General features: G+C 61.4%; 15 protein-coding genes. 11 read left to right on the top strand and 4 right to left on the bottom strand.

Going from position 1 to position 15,660, the window contains the following annotated elements; genetic code table 11:
* Positions 1 to 66: 66 nt before the first annotated feature.
* Positions 67 to 1,002, top strand: a complete 936-nt coding sequence (gene pcaQ, locus WDZ78_RS21330; RefSeq protein WP_020009034.1) for a pca operon transcription factor PcaQ — start codon at positions 67 to 69, stop codon at positions 1,000 to 1,002.
* A 122-nt stretch (positions 1,003 to 1,124) separates the two neighbouring features.
* Here pcaQ and pobA read toward each other — a convergent pair whose 3' ends face one another.
* Positions 1,125 to 2,297, bottom strand: coding sequence for a 4-hydroxybenzoate 3-monooxygenase (gene pobA / locus WDZ78_RS21325; protein WP_003505514.1), 1,173 nt, complete (start codon positions 2,295 to 2,297; stop codon positions 1,125 to 1,127).
* Positions 2,298 to 2,414: 117 nt separating this feature from the next.
* Here pobA and WDZ78_RS21320 point away from each other — a divergent pair, with 117 nt between their 5' ends.
* Complete coding sequence (locus WDZ78_RS21320) at positions 2,415 to 3,338, top strand: helix-turn-helix domain-containing protein (protein WP_425674173.1); 924 nt, start codon at positions 2,415 to 2,417, stop codon at positions 3,336 to 3,338.
* Here the strand turns inward: WDZ78_RS21320 and WDZ78_RS21315 are convergent.
* Positions 3,308 to 4,069: an IclR family transcriptional regulator gene (locus WDZ78_RS21315; RefSeq protein ID WP_425674171.1), complete on the bottom strand. Its 762-nt coding sequence runs from the start codon at positions 4,067 to 4,069 to the stop codon at positions 3,308 to 3,310. The two genes, WDZ78_RS21320 and WDZ78_RS21315, sit on opposite strands and share 31 nt — an antisense overlap.
* 136 nt (positions 4,070 to 4,205) lie before the next feature.
* Here WDZ78_RS21315 and WDZ78_RS21310 point away from each other — a divergent pair, with 136 nt between their 5' ends.
* The 9 genes from WDZ78_RS21310 (at position 4,206) to WDZ78_RS21270 (ending at position 13,603) form a co-directional block, all read left to right on the top strand.
* On the top strand, positions 4,206 to 4,913 hold the full coding sequence (locus WDZ78_RS21310; RefSeq protein WP_425674170.1) for a 3-oxoacid CoA-transferase subunit A: 708 nt from the start codon (positions 4,206 to 4,208) through the stop codon (positions 4,911 to 4,913).
* The gene (locus WDZ78_RS21305) at positions 4,910 to 5,605 is read left to right on the top strand and encodes a CoA transferase subunit B (protein WP_425674169.1); all 696 of its coding nucleotides are present in this window, start codon (positions 4,910 to 4,912) and stop codon (positions 5,603 to 5,605) included. The genes WDZ78_RS21310 and WDZ78_RS21305 overlap by 4 nt, the downstream gene beginning before the upstream one ends.
* Positions 5,606 to 5,615: 10 nt before the next feature.
* Positions 5,616 to 6,821: a 3-oxoadipyl-CoA thiolase gene (gene pcaF / locus WDZ78_RS21300; protein WP_425674168.1), complete on the top strand. Its 1,206-nt coding sequence runs from the start codon at positions 5,616 to 5,618 to the stop codon at positions 6,819 to 6,821.
* Positions 6,822 to 7,256: 435 nt separating this feature from the next.
* Positions 7,257 to 8,285: a LacI family DNA-binding transcriptional regulator gene (locus tag WDZ78_RS21295; RefSeq protein WP_425674167.1), complete on the top strand. Its 1,029-nt coding sequence runs from the start codon at positions 7,257 to 7,259 to the stop codon at positions 8,283 to 8,285.
* A 248-nt stretch (positions 8,286 to 8,533) separates the two neighbouring features.
* Positions 8,534 to 9,463: a sugar ABC transporter substrate-binding protein gene (locus WDZ78_RS21290; protein WP_425674165.1), complete on the top strand. Its 930-nt coding sequence runs from the start codon at positions 8,534 to 8,536 to the stop codon at positions 9,461 to 9,463.
* 166 nt (positions 9,464 to 9,629) lie between these two features.
* Positions 9,630 to 10,529: a sugar phosphate isomerase/epimerase family protein gene (locus WDZ78_RS21285; protein WP_425674164.1), complete on the top strand. Its 900-nt coding sequence runs from the start codon at positions 9,630 to 9,632 to the stop codon at positions 10,527 to 10,529.
* 10 nt (positions 10,530 to 10,539) lie between these two features.
* A complete protein-coding gene (locus WDZ78_RS21280) occupies positions 10,540 to 11,550 on the top strand; it encodes a Gfo/Idh/MocA family protein (protein WP_425674163.1) in 1,011 nt (336 codons plus the stop codon).
* A gap of 8 nt (positions 11,551 to 11,558) precedes the next feature.
* Complete coding sequence (locus WDZ78_RS21275) at positions 11,559 to 12,344, top strand: TIM barrel protein (protein WP_425674162.1); 786 nt, start codon at positions 11,559 to 11,561, stop codon at positions 12,342 to 12,344.
* Positions 12,345 to 12,556: 212 nt separating this feature from the next.
* Positions 12,557 to 13,603 carry a LacI family DNA-binding transcriptional regulator gene (locus WDZ78_RS21270; RefSeq protein ID WP_425674161.1) on the top strand — a complete coding sequence of 349 codons (1,047 nt, stop codon included), beginning with the start codon at positions 12,557 to 12,559 and terminating at the stop codon, positions 13,601 to 13,603.
* A gap of 9 nt (positions 13,604 to 13,612) precedes the next feature.
* Here WDZ78_RS21270 and WDZ78_RS21265 read toward each other — a convergent pair whose 3' ends face one another.
* Together WDZ78_RS21265 and WDZ78_RS21260 are read right to left on the bottom strand one after the other, a co-directional pair.
* Positions 13,613 to 14,662, bottom strand: a complete 1,050-nt coding sequence (locus WDZ78_RS21265) for a carbohydrate ABC transporter permease (RefSeq protein ID WP_425674160.1) — start codon at positions 14,660 to 14,662, stop codon at positions 13,613 to 13,615.
* A gap of 2 nt (positions 14,663 to 14,664) precedes the next feature.
* Positions 14,665 to 15,660: a carbohydrate ABC transporter permease gene (locus tag WDZ78_RS21260; RefSeq protein WP_060725525.1), complete on the bottom strand. Its 996-nt coding sequence runs from the start codon at positions 15,658 to 15,660 to the stop codon at positions 14,665 to 14,667.

Here is a 15,660-nt window from a genome sequence, read left to right as displayed (position 1 = left end):
AAGCGTGTTCCGGTTAAGTAAAATGACATTATCGATGAAAATCATAACCTGTGGATTATATGAGCGATGGTCGATCAGCGTATCAAGTTCCGCCACCTGCAGACTTTCGTGGAGGTGGCGCGGCAGAAAAGCGTCATCCGGGCTGCGGAAATCCTGCATGTCAGCCAGCCGGCGGTGACGAAGACGATCCGTGAGCTGGAAGATATTCTCGGTGTCTCGCTGTTCGATCGGGAGGGGCGCGGCATCCGCATCAGCCGTTATGGCGAGGTGTTCCTGCGTCATGCGGGCGCGACGATGACGGCGCTGCGGCAGGCGGTTGATTCCGTTTCGCAGGAGGCCGCGCGCGCCGGTCCGCCGGTGCGGGTCGGCGCTCTGCCTACGGTTTCGGTGCGAATCATGCCGAAGGCGATGGCCGGTTTTCTGGCGGAAAAGACCGGCAGCCCGGTGAAGATCGTCACGGGCGAAAACGCCGTGCTGCTGGAACAATTACGGGTCGGCGATCTCGATCTTGTTGTCGGCCGCTTGGCCGCGCCGCAGAAAATGGCGGGCTTTTCCTTTGAGCATCTCTATTCGGAAAAGGTCCGCTTCGTGGTGCGCGCCGGCCACCCGCTGTTATCGCCCGGCCTTTCGGTGTTCGACCATCTGCACGAATATCCGGTGCTGATGCCAACACGGCAATCGGTCATCGGCCCCGTCGTCGAGCAGTTCCTGATCGCCAACGGCGTTCCGGCCCTGCCTATCCGCATCGAAACCGTATCGGACGCCTTCGGCCGCGCCTTCCTGCGCACCAGCGATGCGATCTGGATCATCTCGGAAGGTGTGGTGGCGGCGGATGTGGCGGATGGTATTCTCGCAATCCTGCCTGTTGAGACCGGCGATACCAGCGGCCCGGTGGGGCTGACGGTGAGGGCCGACACGCAGCCCACGCTGCCGCTGTCGCTGCTGATGCAGGCCATCCGCGAGGCGGCGGGCGAGTTGCTGGATGGTAGGGCTGAAGGGTGATCACGCTCTCGACGTCATCCTCGGCCCTGTGCCGAGGATCTAATCACGTCGAGTAAAATCACTACGTTGCAGATCCTCGGGACAGGCCCGAGGATGACGCCGACACAAGTGGCGTGGCCCACCTAATAGGGAAGCCCCACATAATTCTCCGCAAGCGCGGTGGAAGCGGCGCGCGATTGCACGAGGTAGTCCAGCTCCGCCTCCTGTATGCGCTGGCCGAAATCTCCGGTATCGGGGAAACGATGCATCATAGTCGTCATCCACCACGAGAAACGTACGGCCTTCCAGACGCGGGACAGCGCCTTCTGCGAATAGCCGTCGATGCCGGCCTCTGACCGGTCGCGGTAAAATTCGATCAGCGCCTCGCTCAGATAATGCACGTCGCTGGCGGCGAGGTTGAGGCCCTTGGCGCCGGTGGGCGGCACGATGTGGGCGGCGTCTCCGGCAAGGAACAGTCGGCCGAACCGCATCGGTTCGCAGACGAAGGAGCGGAGCGGCGCGATGGACTTTTCAAAGGACGGGCCCGTCACCATCGCGTCCGCATGGTTTTCCGGCAGGCGGCGGCGGATTTCGTCCCAGAAACGCTCGTCGCTCCAGTCCTCCGGCCGGTCATCCAGCGAACATTGGATGTAATAACGGCTGCGCGTGTGCGACCGCATGGAACAGAGCGCAAAACCACGCGGATGGTTGGCGTAGATGAGTTCGTGGTTGACGGGCGGCACGTCAGCGAGAATGCCGAGCCAGCCGAAAGGATAGACCTTCTCGAATTCCTTGATCGCGCCCTGAGGCACCGATTTGCGGCTGACCCCGTGAAAACCGTCGCAGCCGGCGATGAAATCGCAATCGATCCGGTGGGTTACGCCATCTTTCTGATAGGTGACATAGGGGCTGGCGCCATTAAAATCATGCGGCTCGACATCAGATGCATCGTAAATGGTCACGAGGCCGGCTGCTTCGCGCACATCCATCAGGTCATGGGTCACCTCGGTCTGGCCGTAGACCATCACATGGCTGCCGCCGGTCAGGTCGAAGAGATCGATACGGTGGTCGCGGCCGTCGAAGGTGAGAGAAAAACCGTCATGCGGCAGGCCTTCGCGGCGCAGGCGCTTATCCGCGCCGACCTTTTCCATGAGCTGCACCGTGCCTTCTTCCAGCACGCCGGCGCGGACACGGCCGAGGATGTAATCCTTGCTGACCCGGTCGAGAATGACGGTCTCGACGCCTTCTCTGGCCAGAAGCTGGCCAAGCAGAAGCCCTGAAGGGCCGGAGCCGATGATGACGACCTGGGTGCGCATTGTTTCCTCCCGAACTTGTCTCCTATCAAGAAATTGCCGAGGGGATGCGGCAAGCTCAATGGACTTTCTGATCCGCAAATTGCACAATCCGACCATTGTGAGGAGGAGCGAAGGAACATGCGGCTTGCTGCAAGTGAAGGTTTGTATGGCGAAGAAGCGGTGCAAGGCACTGATTTCCGCTTTCATTGCGAGACGCTTTTTTCCAGAAGCAGCCTGCACCGCTTTGAAATCGGCCTGCACCGTCACGCTGCCTTTCAGCAAATCTTGTACATTTGGGGCGGTGAGGGCGATGCCCTGCTGGATGGCCGCATCGAGGCGATCCACCCGCCGGTCGCCATTGTCGTGCCGCCGGGTTTCGAACACGGCTTCCGGTTTTCTCGTGATATTGGCGGGGTTATCGTCACCGTGCTGCCGGGCGCGTTGCCGGCATCGGTGCAGGCGCTGTTGCTGCGGAATTTTCAGCGGCCGGTCCTGTTGCCGTTGCGGGATTTTACCGATGGTGAACGCCTGCGCAGCGGATTCGAACAGATTTCCGCCGAATATGAAACCCGCGAAACAGGCCGGGATGCCATCATTGAAGGCCAGTTCGCCATCGTGACGGCGCTTCTGGCGCGGGCGGCGCGGCCTCTGCTTGAGGGAACCGGCGAAGGTCTTGCGGAACAGCGTTTCGAATTGCTGCTGTCACTGATTGCGCGCCATATTCGCGAGCCGCAGAAAGCGGAGTTTTATGCGAAAAAGCTCGGTCTTTCCGAGACGCATCTCAATCGCCTCGTCCGTTCCGTTTCCGGCCTCAGCCTGCAGCGGCTGATCGCTAAGCGTCAGATCGAGATCGCCCAGCAGGAACTGATCTTCACGGTCTCGAGCGTGCAGATGATTGCCGAGGGACTGGGTTTTGCCGATCCGGCTTATTTCAACCGGTTCTTCAAGCGCGAGACCGGCATGACGCCGCGCGCCTGGCGGTTGGCGGAGCAGCGGAAAATGGGGGATTCCGGTGTTCGGCAGGCGCCGTCTCAGACCAGCATTCTTTCCAGTTCGCGCTGAACGCCAAGTAGGGCGGGCAGGTATCGCTCCACCAGATCCTCCATCGAGGCGACCGAGGCGGCAAGCCCGACATTGAGGGCGGCCACTGTCTGGCCGCGCATGGTTTTCAGCGGCACCGCGATGGAGCGAAGGCCGATCTCGACCTCCTGATCGATCAGCGCATAACCGCGATTACCGGTAGCCTCGATTTCAGCGAGCAGGGCGTCCATGGCAATAATGGTCTTTTCCGTGCGCGCCACCAGCCGGGAGGCTTCGAGAATGTCGTGCTGCCGCTCGGCCGTCTGCGCCGAAAGCAGAACGCGGCCCATGGAGGTGCAATAGGCCGGCAGGCGCGAACCCGGCATCAGCGCAATCGACATGACCCGCTGCTGCGCGGCGCGGGCCACATAAACGATTTCGGTCTCGTCCAGAATGGAGACGGAGGTGCTCTGGCCGATTTCCTCCGACAGCCGGTCGAGCAGCGGCTGCACGATGCGCGGCAGCGGCATGGTGGCAAGACAGCCGGTGCCGAGCCGCAGCACCTTCGGCGTCACGGTAAAGAACTTGCCGTCATAAGCCGCATAACCGAGTTCCGAAAGCGTCAGCAGGCAACGCCGTGTCGTGGCGCGGTCCAGCCCGGCAATCTCGGCGGCATCGGAAATCGACAGGCGCGGGCGCTCGGCGCTGAAGGCCTCGATCACCCGCAACCCCTTGGCGAGACCGCCCATCATGTCTCTTTCGTTGACGGCCATGTCATGGCTCCATTTGTGCGATATACGAACAAAAATCATATAACGCACAAAATCCTTGCCGTCGAGGTGGTTTCGGATTTACCTCACGGTCAGGCAGCCTTGCGGGTTCCATCCGTCCGGCTGGATGGAGGTTTTAATGGACAAGACAATCAAGAGCGCTGAAGAGGCGCTTTCCGGCATCGGTGATGGTGCGACGATCATGATCGGCGGTTTCGGCGGCTCCGGCGCGCCGATCGAGCTGATCCATGCGCTGATCGACAAGGGGCCGAAGAACCTGACGGTCATCAACAACAATGCCGGCAACGGCCGCATCGGCATTGCGGCGATGATCGACGCGGGCATGGTCAGGAAGATGATCTGCTCCTTCCCGCGCTCGTCCGATCCGCGCGCCTTTACGGATCGCTATCTGGCAGGCGATATCGAGCTGGAACTGGTGCCGCAGGGCACGCTTGCCGAGCGCATCCGCGCCGGCGGTGCCGGCATTCCGGCCTTCTACACCCCCACAGGCTTCGGCACGGAACTGGCTGAAGGCAAGGTCATCGCGGAATTCGACGGGCGGTCCTACGTGCAGGAACGCTGGCTGAAGGCGGATTTTGCCATCGTCAAGGCGGAGCTTGGCGATACCTATGGCAACCTCACCTACAACAAGGCGGGGCGCAATTTTAACCCGCTGATGTGCATGGCCGCGAAGACCACCATCGCGCAGGTCTCGAAGATCGTCGAAGCCGGCGAGATCGATCCGGAGCATGTCGTGACGCCCGGCATTTTCGTGAAGGGCGTCGTGGAAGTTCCCGATCCGCGACAGGAAGAAGTCCTCATTCGCGCGGGAGTAGCCTACGCATGACCACGACCATCGACACCCGCGAAGACATCAAGCTTTCCAACGCCCAGATCGCCTGGCGTGCGGCGCAGGACATCGAGGACGGCGCTTACGTCAATCTCGGCATCGGCTTTCCGGAAATGGTGGCGCGTTACCAGCCGCCCGGCCGTCAGGCCATTTTCCACACTGAAAACGGCATCCTGAATTTCGGCGAAGCGCCGCCGGAGGGCGAAGAGGACTGGAACCTCATCAATGCCGGCAAAAAGGCCGTCACATTGAAGCCGGGTGCAGCCTTCTTTCATCATGCCGACAGTTTCGCCATGGTGCGCGGCGGGCATCTGGATGTGGCGATCCTCGGCGCCTACCAGGTGGCGCAGAATGGCGATCTCGCCAATTGGCGCGTCGGCTCCAAGGGTGTGCCGGCCGTGGGCGGGGCGATGGATCTGGTGCATGGCGCCAAGCAGGTCTTCGTCATCACCGAACATGTGACCAAGAATGGCGAGCCGAAGCTGGTGGAAAAATGCAGCTTCCCGCTGACCGGCGTCGGCTGCATCACTCGCATCTATACCAGCCATGCCGTCATCGACGTGGTGGATGGCCGCTTCGTGCTGCGTGAAAAACTGCCGTCGATGACGTTTGACGAATTGCAGGCCATGACCGGCGCGCCTTTGACGGTCGATGGCGAGGTCGTTGATCTCGTCGCCCCGGAACTGTGAGGAAAAACCGATGACCGATGCATTCATCTGCGACTATATCCGCACGCCGATCGGCCGCTTCGGCGGTGCGCTTTCCCCGGTGCGGGCCGACGATCTCGGTGCAATTCCCCTGAAGGCGCTTGTCGAGCGCAACCCGTCCGTTGACTGGGAAGCCGTCGAAGACGTGATCTTCGGCTGCGCCAACCAGGCGGGCGAGGATAACCGCAACGTCGCACGCATGTCGCTGCTGCTCGCCGGTCTGCCGGTTTCGGTTACCGGAACGACCATCAATCGCCTTTGCGGTTCGGGCATGGACGCCCTCATCGCGGCCGCCCGCGCCGTGAAATCAGGCGAGGCGGAACTGATGATCGCCGGCGGCGTCGAAAGCATGAGCCGCGCGCCCTTCGTTCTGCCGAAGGCGGAGAGCGCGTTTTCCCGCAATGCCGAAATCTATGACACCACCATCGGCTGGCGCTTCGTCAATCCGCTGATGAAGGCGCAATATGGCGTCGATTCCATGCCGGAAACCGGGGACAACGTCGCCATTGATTATCAGGTCTCCCGCGAGGATCAGGACGCCTTCGCCGTTCGCAGCCAGCAGAAGGCGGCCGACGCGCAGGCCAATGGCCGTCTCGACAGGGAAATCGTGCCGGTGACGATCCCGCAGCGCAAGGGCGATCCGCTGGTGGTTTCGAAGGATGAGCATCCGCGCGCCACAAGCCTCGAATCGCTGGCGAAGCTGAAGCCGGTCAACAAGCGCGAGGGCGCAACGGTGACGGCGGGCAATGCATCAGGCGTCAATGACGGTGCGGCCGCACTCATCGTCGCATCGGCGGAAGCCGCGAAGAAATACGGGCTGACGCCGATTGCCCGCATTCTCGGCGGCGCCGCCGCCGGTGTGCCGCCGCGCGTCATGGGCATCGGCCCGGCCCCGGCATCGGCCAAGCTTTTGGCGCGGCTCGGGCTGAAGCAGGAACAGCTCGACGTGATCGAGTTGAACGAGGCCTTCGCCAGCCAGGGCCTTGCGACGCTGAGGCAACTCGGCATTGCGGACGACGATGCGCGGGTGAATGCGAATGGCGGCGCCATCGCGCTTGGCCATCCGCTCGGCATGTCCGGTGCGCGCATTGCCGGCACCGCGGCGCTTGAACTTTCGCTGACCGGCAAGCGCCTTGCGCTTTCCACCATGTGCATCGGCGTCGGGCAGGGTATTGCCGTGGCGCTGGAGCGGGTCTGACGGGATAGCGGCATTCGGCGTCGTGATAACGGTGCAAATGCCGCCGTAAAACGGTACGAATGCCCGCTGCCGCAGCTTCCTTACGTGTGACAGTGGCCATTCAGGTTACTCGGCAGGTGATTTTTTTGATCTGACGCATCCCAGCCCCCTCATTCCTGTGCTTGTCACAGGAATCCAGCCGACGCGCGTCTGCGCGGCGGAAGGACTCCTTTCAGCCCAACGACTTGGGTTGGCTGGATCTCTGTGACAAGCACAGAGATGAGGGGAGGAGGCGTGCTGGGCCAAGCAAGCCGGCCCTGCGATGCAGGCCCCGGTCGATTATTCCCTGATAAAGTACTCCACGCCCTTATCCCTTCGCACATGTTGAATTCCATCACCATCCGTGACATGTTTTGCAAGACATGACAGGAATCTTTCCGTCTATTGGGTGCCCGCATGAAACGTCCCACCATCACAGATGTGGCAAAGGCCGCAGGCGTCAGCGTCGCCACCGTCGACCGCGTGCTGAACGGTCGGCTGCCGGTGCGTGAGGAAACCTCCCGGCGGGTGTTCGACGCGGCGGAGAAGATCGGTTTTCACGCCACCAACATCATTCGCCAGCGCATGCTGGCCGATCTGCCTTCCTATAGTCTCGGCATCATCCTGCGCAAGGAACGGCACGCCTTCTACCAGACATTTGCCGACGAGCTGGAGCTTGCGGCGCGCAACGTCCGGGATCGCCATCTCAATCTGCGCATCGAATTTGCCCAGTCGGGCGAGCCGAGCGAGCTTGCAGCCCTTTTAACGGGCATGAAGGGCCGTGTGCAGGCCGTGGCGGCCACCGGGCCGGACCATCACGATGTCACTGCCGCCGTCGAGGCCCTGAAGGCGAAGGGCATTCCTACATTTTCGCTGCTTTCGGATTTCGCCCAGGGGGTGCGGGAAGCCTATCTCGGCGCCAACAACATGAAAGTGGGGCGCACGGCGGCCTGGATGATCTCGCGGCTGGCGCGCAGCAAGGGCAAGGTGCTTCTGCTGCTCGGCGGTCACCGTTTTCACGGCCATTCGCTGCGCGAGACCGGCTTTCGCAGCTATATGCGCGAATATGCGCCGGAATTCGAGGTGATGGACGCGCTGATCACGCTGGAAACGCGGCGGCTGACCTATGAGCTAGTGATGGACACCATCGCAAAACACAAGGACCTGGTCGGCATCTATTGCGTCGGCGGCGGCATGGAAGGCGTGATAGAGGCGCTGCAGCAGGAAAACCGGCAGGAGAGCATCGTCTGTCTTGTCAACGAACTGACGCCCGAATCACGTCAGGCGCTGCTGGAAAAGCGTATCAGCGGCATATTCCAGACGCCGCTTCGCGAATTATGCACCGATCTCATCGCGACCATGGTGCACACCATAGAACATGGCATGGCGGAAACGCCGGGGCAGCGGTTTGTGCCCGCCCATCTGTGGGTTCCTGAAAGCCTTTGATGGTTTGATCGATTCTATCATAAATTCCGCGTCTCTTTCTATCAGCCTTGATGGTTTCGGCTGCCGCTGACCCGTTGACGCCGGGCGCGGACTGGGAAATCTTGGCCGCATGTGGAACGGGCAGGAGGCTGGTCCACGACACCAACGATGTTTCCGGATTGCCGCACGCCGCAGCCGGAGCCGGCGAAATGGCCGGCTCCGGCGACATAGAATGATGCAACCAGCGGCGATTTCCGCGGGAGGAAACCTTGAAAAAATTACTGATGGCGACGGCGCTCTGCATTTTCGCAACGCCGGCTCTTGCCGAGACCCGCGTTGCGGTCTCCATGACGTCTTTCGACAACCCGTTTCTGACGATCCTGCTTAACGGCATCAGGGCCGAGGCCGGGCGCGATAAAAATATCGAGCTTCTGGTGGAAGACGCCCAGCTCGATCCCTCGAAGCAGCTCAATCAGGTGCAGAATTTTATCGCCAATGGCGTCGATGCGATCATCGTCAATGCCGTTGACGGTGACGCCACGGCCGCGATCACCAAAGCCGCGTCCGCCGAAAAAATCCCTCTCGTTTATGTCAATCATCCGCCAGCCGAACTGGAAACCGGCCTGCCTGATGGTACTGCCTTTGTCGGCTCCAACGAACTCGATTCCGGCACCATGGAGGCGGAAGCGGCCTGCAAGCTGATGGGCGGCAAGGGGAATGCCGTCATCCTGATGGGGCCTTTGGAAAACCATGCCGCGCTGGTCCGCACCAAGGATGTGGAAACGGTGTTTTCCCGGCCGGACTGCAAGATCGACATCCTCGAAAAGCAGACGGCGAACTGGAGCCGCACGCAGGCGCAGGATCTCGTCTCCTCCTGGCTGACGGCGGGTGTGCAGTTTGATGCCGTCATTGCCAACAATGATGAAATGGCGATCGGCGCCGCGCAGGCGCTGAAGGCGGCGGGCGTTTCAATGAAGGACGTCGTCATCGCCGGCATCGACGCCACGCCTGACGGTCTTGCCGCCATGCAGGCGGGCGATCTCGACATCACCGTCTACCAGAACGCGACGAAGCAGGGCGAAGTATCCGTTCAGACGGCGCTGAAAGCCGCTGCCGGTGAAAAAGTCGAAAAGACGCTCTGGGTGCCCTTCGAACTGGTGATGCCGGAAAACCTCGGGGAATATCAGGCCCGGAACTGAACCGGAGTTTTGGCCGGCATGCTGACCGAATGCTGTCAGCAGAGCACAAACATGGCCGCCCGCGAAAAAAGCCGGCCAAAGGCCGCGGTCTCCTCTCCTGGACCGCGGCCTTGCATAACCGGCCCGCAAGGGCCCTTCGACAGACAATAATGACAAGGAAGCGTATATGCGCATCGCCATCGACCCTTTCATGCACCGCCATCTCAGCCTCGAAGCCCTCCCGGCCAAAGTGAAGGAACTCGGCTTCGACTGGATCGAACTCAGCCCGCGCGCCGATTTCCTCGAATGGTTCAAGGCGCCGCGTGTGTTTCCCGAGCGCATCCGGTCCTTCAAGAAGGCGCTGAAAGACGCTGACGTCGGCATCGCCTCGCTGCTGCCGATGTATCGCTGGGCCTCCAATGACGAGACCGAACGGCAGGCGGCGGTCAAACACTGGAAACGCGCCATCGAGATCGCCATCGAACTGGAGGTCGACACGATGAACTCCGAATTCGGCCGCGGTCCGCATCCCGACAAGGGGTCATGTTATTGCTGCCACACCGGCTCGATGATCGAGGCCTGCGAGGATGCATGGTGGCGCTCGATGGAAGAACTGGTGCCGATCTTCGAGCGCGAAAACATCAACCTGCATGTCGAGCCGCATCCGGAAGACTGGTGCGAGACGTTGCAGCCGGCGCTGGACATCATACGCACCGTCAATTCGAAGAACGTCAAATTCCTCTATTGCGCGCCGCATACCTTCTATTTCGGCGACGACACCAAAGCGATGCTGCGCGAGGCGAAGGATGTGCTGGCGCATGTGCATGTGGGGGATACCTTCAACCACAAGGCCAGTTCCGGGCTGCGCTACATTCTCAATCCACCGGGCACACAGGCGCGGGTGCATCAGCACTTGAATATCGGCCAGGGCGAAGTGCCGTGGGACGACTTCTTCAGCACGCTCTCCGAAATCGGCTTCGACGGCATCATGACCTCCTGCGTCTTCGCCTGGGAGGACAGGGCCGATGAATCGGGCCGGTTCATGTGTGCCGAGATCAACAATTACATCGAAAAATACCGGAAGTGAGGTTTTGAAAATGACTGTGAGAATTGGTGTTATCGGCACCGGCGCCATCGGCCGCGACCATGCCCGCCGCATCAACAAGGTCCTCGGCGGCGCAAAGGTCGTCGCGCTGAGCGATGTCAATCATGGATCGGCAGAAGCGGTGCGCAATGACATCGCCCCGGATGCGGAAATCTTCGCCACCGGCGAGGAGTTGATCGCCTCACCCGATGTGGATGCTGTGCTCGTCACCTCCTGGGGCGCGACGCATGAGCAATATGTGCTGGCGGCAATAGCCGCCGGCAAGCCCTGCTTTTGCGAAAAGCCGCTGGCGACAACGGCGGAAGGTGCAAGACGCATCGTCGACGCCGAGGTGGCCCATGGCGGACGGCTGGTTCAGGTGGGTTTCATGCGCCGGTATGACGCCGGTTACGTGGCGTTGAAACAGGCCGTCGACAACAGGATCGGCGCGCCGATCATGGTGCATGCCGCCCATCGCAACCCGGCGGTTCCGGAGCAATATGTGACCCCGATGGCGATCCACGACACGATGATCCACGAGATCGACGTGCTGCGCTGGCTGCTCGATGATGACTATGTTTCGGCCCGGGTTCTCTTTCCCCGCTCGGCGGCCAGAAGCCATGCGCGGCTGAAGGACCCGCAGATCGTCATTCTGGAGACGGCGAAGGGCACGATCATCGACGTCGAAATCTTCGTAAACTGCCATTACGGTTACGATATCCAGTGCCAGGTGGTGGGCGAGGACGGCATTGCCAGCCTGCCGGAGCCGATGTCGGTGCAGACGCGCCTCGGCGCCAAGCTGCAGAACGATATCCTCACCGACTGGAAGGATCGCTTCATCGCCAGCAACGATGTGGAATTGCAGGACTTCATCCATGCGGCGGCGAAGGGAACGGCATCGGGTCCCAGCTCCTGGGACGGCTATGTGGCGGCCATCACCTCCGACGCCTGCGTCGCTGCGCAGGAGACCGACGGAGCAGCCGTCGCAATTAAGCTTCCCACTCGTCCCGCCCTTTATCAGTGAGGTCTTTCATGCGTTTCGCCATCAACCACATCACCGCCCCGAAGCTCTCCCTTGAGGAGTTCTTCGCCACAGCCCGCGAACTCGGCCTCACCGAAGTTGAAATCCGCAACGACCTGCCTGACATCGTCGGCACGGTGCAGCCGGCTGCCGTGAAGGCGGCGGCCGAAAAGGCCGGCGTGACGATCATCTCGATCAACGCGCTTTATCCCTTCAACGTCTGGTCGGGCGATTTACCAAAACGGGCAGTTGCCATGGCGGACTATGCAGCGGCAAGCGGTGCGAAGACGCTGGTCATGTGCCCGCTCAACGACGGCAAGGAAGTCTCGTTCGATGATCTCGTGGCCGCGCTGAAGGCCATGAAGCCGATCCTTGAGGAACGTGGACTGACCGGCCTTGTCGAGCCGCTCGGTTTCCCTGTCTCGTCGCTGCGCACCAAGGCCGAGGCGATCAAGGCCATCGACGCGGCAGGCGGCGGTGATGTCTACAGGCTGGTGCACGATACCTTCCACCACCATCTTGCGGGCGAGACAGAGTTCTTCCCCGAACGTACCGGCCTCGTGCATATTTCCGGCGTGACCGACCCCGCAGTCTCCGTCGCCGATATGCTGGACGCCCACCGTGTACTGGTGGATGGCGGCGACCGGCTGGAAAATATTGCCCAGATCAGAACGCTTGAGGCGGCCGGTTACAGGGGGCTTTACAGTTTCGAGCCCTTTGCGGCGGAGGTGCACGCGTTGAAGAACCCAGTCGCTGCCTTGAAGGATAGCATCGACCATATCTCCCGGGCGCTTTGACCGCCTTGCCGCCCGCGGTTTGCTGCGGGCGGCGTTTCCGGGGCTAAACGATCGGTAAAAACCCAGAGAAATCAATTCCGCATTTACGGATGATGCTGTAGTCTTCCGCTGACGAGAGAGCAGTAAACAGGCACGGGTATTCTTCAGATCGACTGCGCGAGGCAGGCTTTCTGCCCGCACCGTCTGAAGAAGAGTGGTTGAATTTTCCCTATATGAAAGCGGATAGGAAAACGACGCTTAAGGACGTGGCGCGGGAGGCGAATGTTTCGCTGAGCACGGCGTCGCACGCCATCAATGGCACCGCACCCTTGACCACGCAGGTGCGCGAGCGGGTGCTGGAGGCGGCCCGCGCACTCGGTTATCTCGAAAACCGGCGACAGAAGGCGACCATCGCCACTTTGCGTGTCGTGCTTCTGGCCATGACCAATGATGCCGCGCCGCAGAGCGATCTCAACATGGTCAGCTGGACGATGCTGAACGGCTTCCGGCGCGAATGCGAGCGGCGCGGCATTCGTATCGTTCCCTATGTGAGCGCGACGAGCCGGCTCGACCCCGCTTTGGTGGCGGCGGCGGCGGACGCCGACAATGTCGATGGTATCGTTATCCTGAATGATGACAGGCCGCAGCTGGTCGAGGCGCTGTCGGCGCTTTCGCGGCCGGTGGTGCTGATCAATGGCGAGGATCCGGCCATGATCGTCGATACGGTAACGGCCGAGAACCGTTTTGGCGCGCGGCTCGGTATCGAGCATCTGCTGTCGCTCGGGCATCGCAATATTCTGCACATCACCTGGAAGGGCCGCACGACGATCCGCCGCCGTTATGACGGTTACAGCGACGCGTATCTCGCGGCGGGCCTCACTGTTCCCGCCGATATGGTCATCGAGGTGGAAAGTTACGAGCCTGAATGGGGCGAGGCCGCCATCCGCCGCCTGCTCGCCGAAGACAAGCCGCTCAGAAACGCCACGGCGATTTTCTGCGCCGCCGACAATCTGGCGCTCGGCTGCCTGAAGGCGCTGACGGAGGCCGGAATCCGGGTGCCGGACGATATCTCGGTGCTGGGGTTTGACGATATCATGCCGGCGGCCTTCAGTGCGCCGCCGCTCAGCACCATCCAGTTGCCCGCCGACCGGCTGGGCGGTGCCGCGCTTGCGCTGCTGGAGCAGCGGCTTATGGCGGCTGATCCGACACGTCCGGCGCACCGGCTCGAGCTCGGTTGTCGGCTGGTGTTGAGGGGCAGCATCGCGCCGCCCCCCAAGTGATGTCAGGGTTCATTTCATTCCCGTGCCGGCAATACCCGTCGTGATATAGCGCTGCAGGAACAGGAACACGACGGTGACAGGCGCCAGGCTGAGGAAGGTCATGGCGAGAATATAGTGCCATTGCACCGAGAACTCGCCCTGGAAGGCATTGAGGCCCACCTGCAGCGTGAAGTTTTCGCGGCTGCTGAGAACGATCAGCGGCCAGAGGAAGTCATTCCAGCGCCATAGCACCGAAAAGATCGCGAGAACCGCAAGAGCCGGCGCCGTCAGCGGCAGGATGATGCGCCAGAAGATGCGGAATTCGCTTGCCGCATCGACGCGCGCCGCCTCGATCAGCTCGTCGGGGATGGTCAGCATATATTGCCGGAGCAGGAACACGCCCGTCGGCGTTGCTACGGTGGGGATGATGACACCCCAGAGATTGTCGACGAGACCGACGCCGACGATGACGAGATAGGCCGGCACCATGACGACGGTGAGCGGGATCATCAGTGTGGAGATGATCAGCACGAAGATCGCCTTCTCGCCACGGAAACGGTATTTCGAGAGCGCGAAGGCGGCCATGGCGTTGACGATCAGCGTCAGGATGGTTGCGACAAAGGTGACGAAGACCGAGTTCTTGAGGAAGGTCAGGAAGCTGAACTGTGTTAGCGGATCGGTGAAGTTCTCCGTCGCAATGGTCAGTTTCTGGACGGGCGTTACTCCGCGCGTGTCGACGCTGACGGGCGGGCCGGGATTGGCCGGATCGACCATCTGGGCTTTGAGGCCGACGCGACGGATCATGGCCATTTCCCGCTCCATGCCATCGATGCTGGCTTTCCACAGGCTGAGCGGCTTGTCGTAACCCTGCACCTCCACCTGCACGGCGTCGCGCGGCAGGAGGCTCGGCGGAAACCGCGTGATCTCGGCTTCCGGTTTCAGCGATGACATGGCGGCCCAGACGACCGGGATGAGGACGGCAAGCGTGCCGCCGATGAGCCAGACCCAGGAGAGGATATCGGTGAGGCCGATCCGGCCGGGACGGCGGGTGCGCGTGAGGAAAGAGACGGCGTTGGACATGGTCAGGACTCCATCTTTTTGCCGAGGCGCAATTGCACGAGCGTCAGCGCGAGAAGCACAAGGCCCATCAGAACCGATGCTGCGGAGGCAAGGCCGAACAGCCTCAGATCGCTGCCGAACGCCATCTGGTAGATATATTGCACCACGAATGTATTGGCCGTGCCCGGTCCGCCGCCATTGGTGAGAACCCACGCTTCATCAAAGATTTGCACCGAGCGGATCATCAACAGGATGAGCACGACGAGCAGGTTGGGACCAAGCAGCGGAAGCGTGATGCGGAAGAGCGTGCGCCGGGGCGAAGCGGCGTCGATGGCGGCGGCCTCATAGAGGTCCTTCGGGATGGCCTGAAGGCCGGCCAGCAGGATCAGCGTATAAAAGCCCATGTGGAACCAGACAGAGACCACCACGACGAAGAAACGCGACCAGCCGACATCCAGAAGAAAGATTTCCGGCGGCACGCCGAGCATCTGGAAAAAGGCGTTGAGCAGGCCGTTGCGGTCGAGGAACCATTTCCAGATGAGGCCGATGACGACCGGCGACAGCAGGACCGGGTAAAAAAACATGGCGCGGAAGAAACCGCGCGCGGCAATCGCCCGGTTGAGGATGAGCGCGGTGATGAGCGCGACCAGCAGCGTGGCGATGACGTTGAAGCCGACGAACCACAAAGTGTTCCAGATCGCCGTCCAGAACAGGGATTCCCGGCAGCTTCCGGGGTCCATATAGCTCTGGCAATCCAGCAGCTTGCCGAAATTCTCGAAACCGACGAAGGGGCGGTCGGTGATCAAAAGTTCGGTGCCGCCGGTAAAGGCGTAACCGACGGCAATCGCAATCGGCAGGAAGGTGAAAATGCCGAAGAGAACGAGGTTCGGCATCAGGAAGATATAGGGCATGCGCCTTTTGCCGATCAGCCGCTCGATGAAGTTGAGCGGCACTTCGGCAATCGCCATCACGGCGTCGAGCGCACGGTCGGACAGTCTCGCGAGCTTCGGATTGGCCAT

This window comes from Agrobacterium sp. M50-1 (assembly GCF_049843495.1).
Taxonomy (GTDB): domain Bacteria; phylum Pseudomonadota; class Alphaproteobacteria; order Rhizobiales; family Rhizobiaceae; genus Agrobacterium; species Agrobacterium radiobacter.
The sequence above is the reverse complement of the archived record's forward strand: the minus strand, read 5'-3'. Positions and strand labels throughout refer to the sequence as shown.

Bases quoted from the DNA above. Each gene is read 5' to 3' on its own strand.
- WDZ78_RS21310 (WP_425674170.1), top strand. From the start codon at position 4,206: ATGGACAAGACAATCAAGAGCGCTGAAGAGGCGCTTTCCGGCATCGGT.
- WDZ78_RS21260 (WP_060725525.1), bottom strand. From the start codon at position 15,660: ATGGCCAATCCGAAGCTCGCGAGACTGTCCGACCGTGCGCTCGACGCC.
- WDZ78_RS21270 (WP_425674161.1), top strand. From the start codon at position 12,557: ATGAAAGCGGATAGGAAAACGACGCTTAAGGACGTGGCGCGGGAGGCG.
- pobA (WP_003505514.1), bottom strand. From the start codon at position 2,297: ATGCGCACCCAGGTCGTCATCATCGGCTCCGGCCCTTCAGGGCTTCTG.
- pcaQ (WP_020009034.1), top strand. From the start codon at position 67: ATGGTCGATCAGCGTATCAAGTTCCGCCACCTGCAGACTTTCGTGGAG.
- WDZ78_RS21265 (WP_425674160.1), bottom strand. From the start codon at position 14,662: ATGTCCAACGCCGTCTCTTTCCTCACGCGCACCCGCCGTCCCGGCCGG.
- pcaF (WP_425674168.1), top strand. From the start codon at position 5,616: ATGACCGATGCATTCATCTGCGACTATATCCGCACGCCGATCGGCCGC.
- WDZ78_RS21280 (WP_425674163.1), top strand. From the start codon at position 10,540: ATGACTGTGAGAATTGGTGTTATCGGCACCGGCGCCATCGGCCGCGAC.
- WDZ78_RS21295 (WP_425674167.1), top strand. From the start codon at position 7,257: ATGAAACGTCCCACCATCACAGATGTGGCAAAGGCCGCAGGCGTCAGC.
- WDZ78_RS21275 (WP_425674162.1), top strand. From the start codon at position 11,559: ATGCGTTTCGCCATCAACCACATCACCGCCCCGAAGCTCTCCCTTGAG.
- WDZ78_RS21285 (WP_425674164.1), top strand. From the start codon at position 9,630: ATGCGCATCGCCATCGACCCTTTCATGCACCGCCATCTCAGCCTCGAA.
- WDZ78_RS21305 (WP_425674169.1), top strand. From the start codon at position 4,910: ATGACCACGACCATCGACACCCGCGAAGACATCAAGCTTTCCAACGCC.
- WDZ78_RS21320 (WP_425674173.1), top strand. From the start codon at position 2,415: ATGCGGCTTGCTGCAAGTGAAGGTTTGTATGGCGAAGAAGCGGTGCAA.
- WDZ78_RS21315 (WP_425674171.1), bottom strand. From the start codon at position 4,069: ATGGCCGTCAACGAAAGAGACATGATGGGCGGTCTCGCCAAGGGGTTG.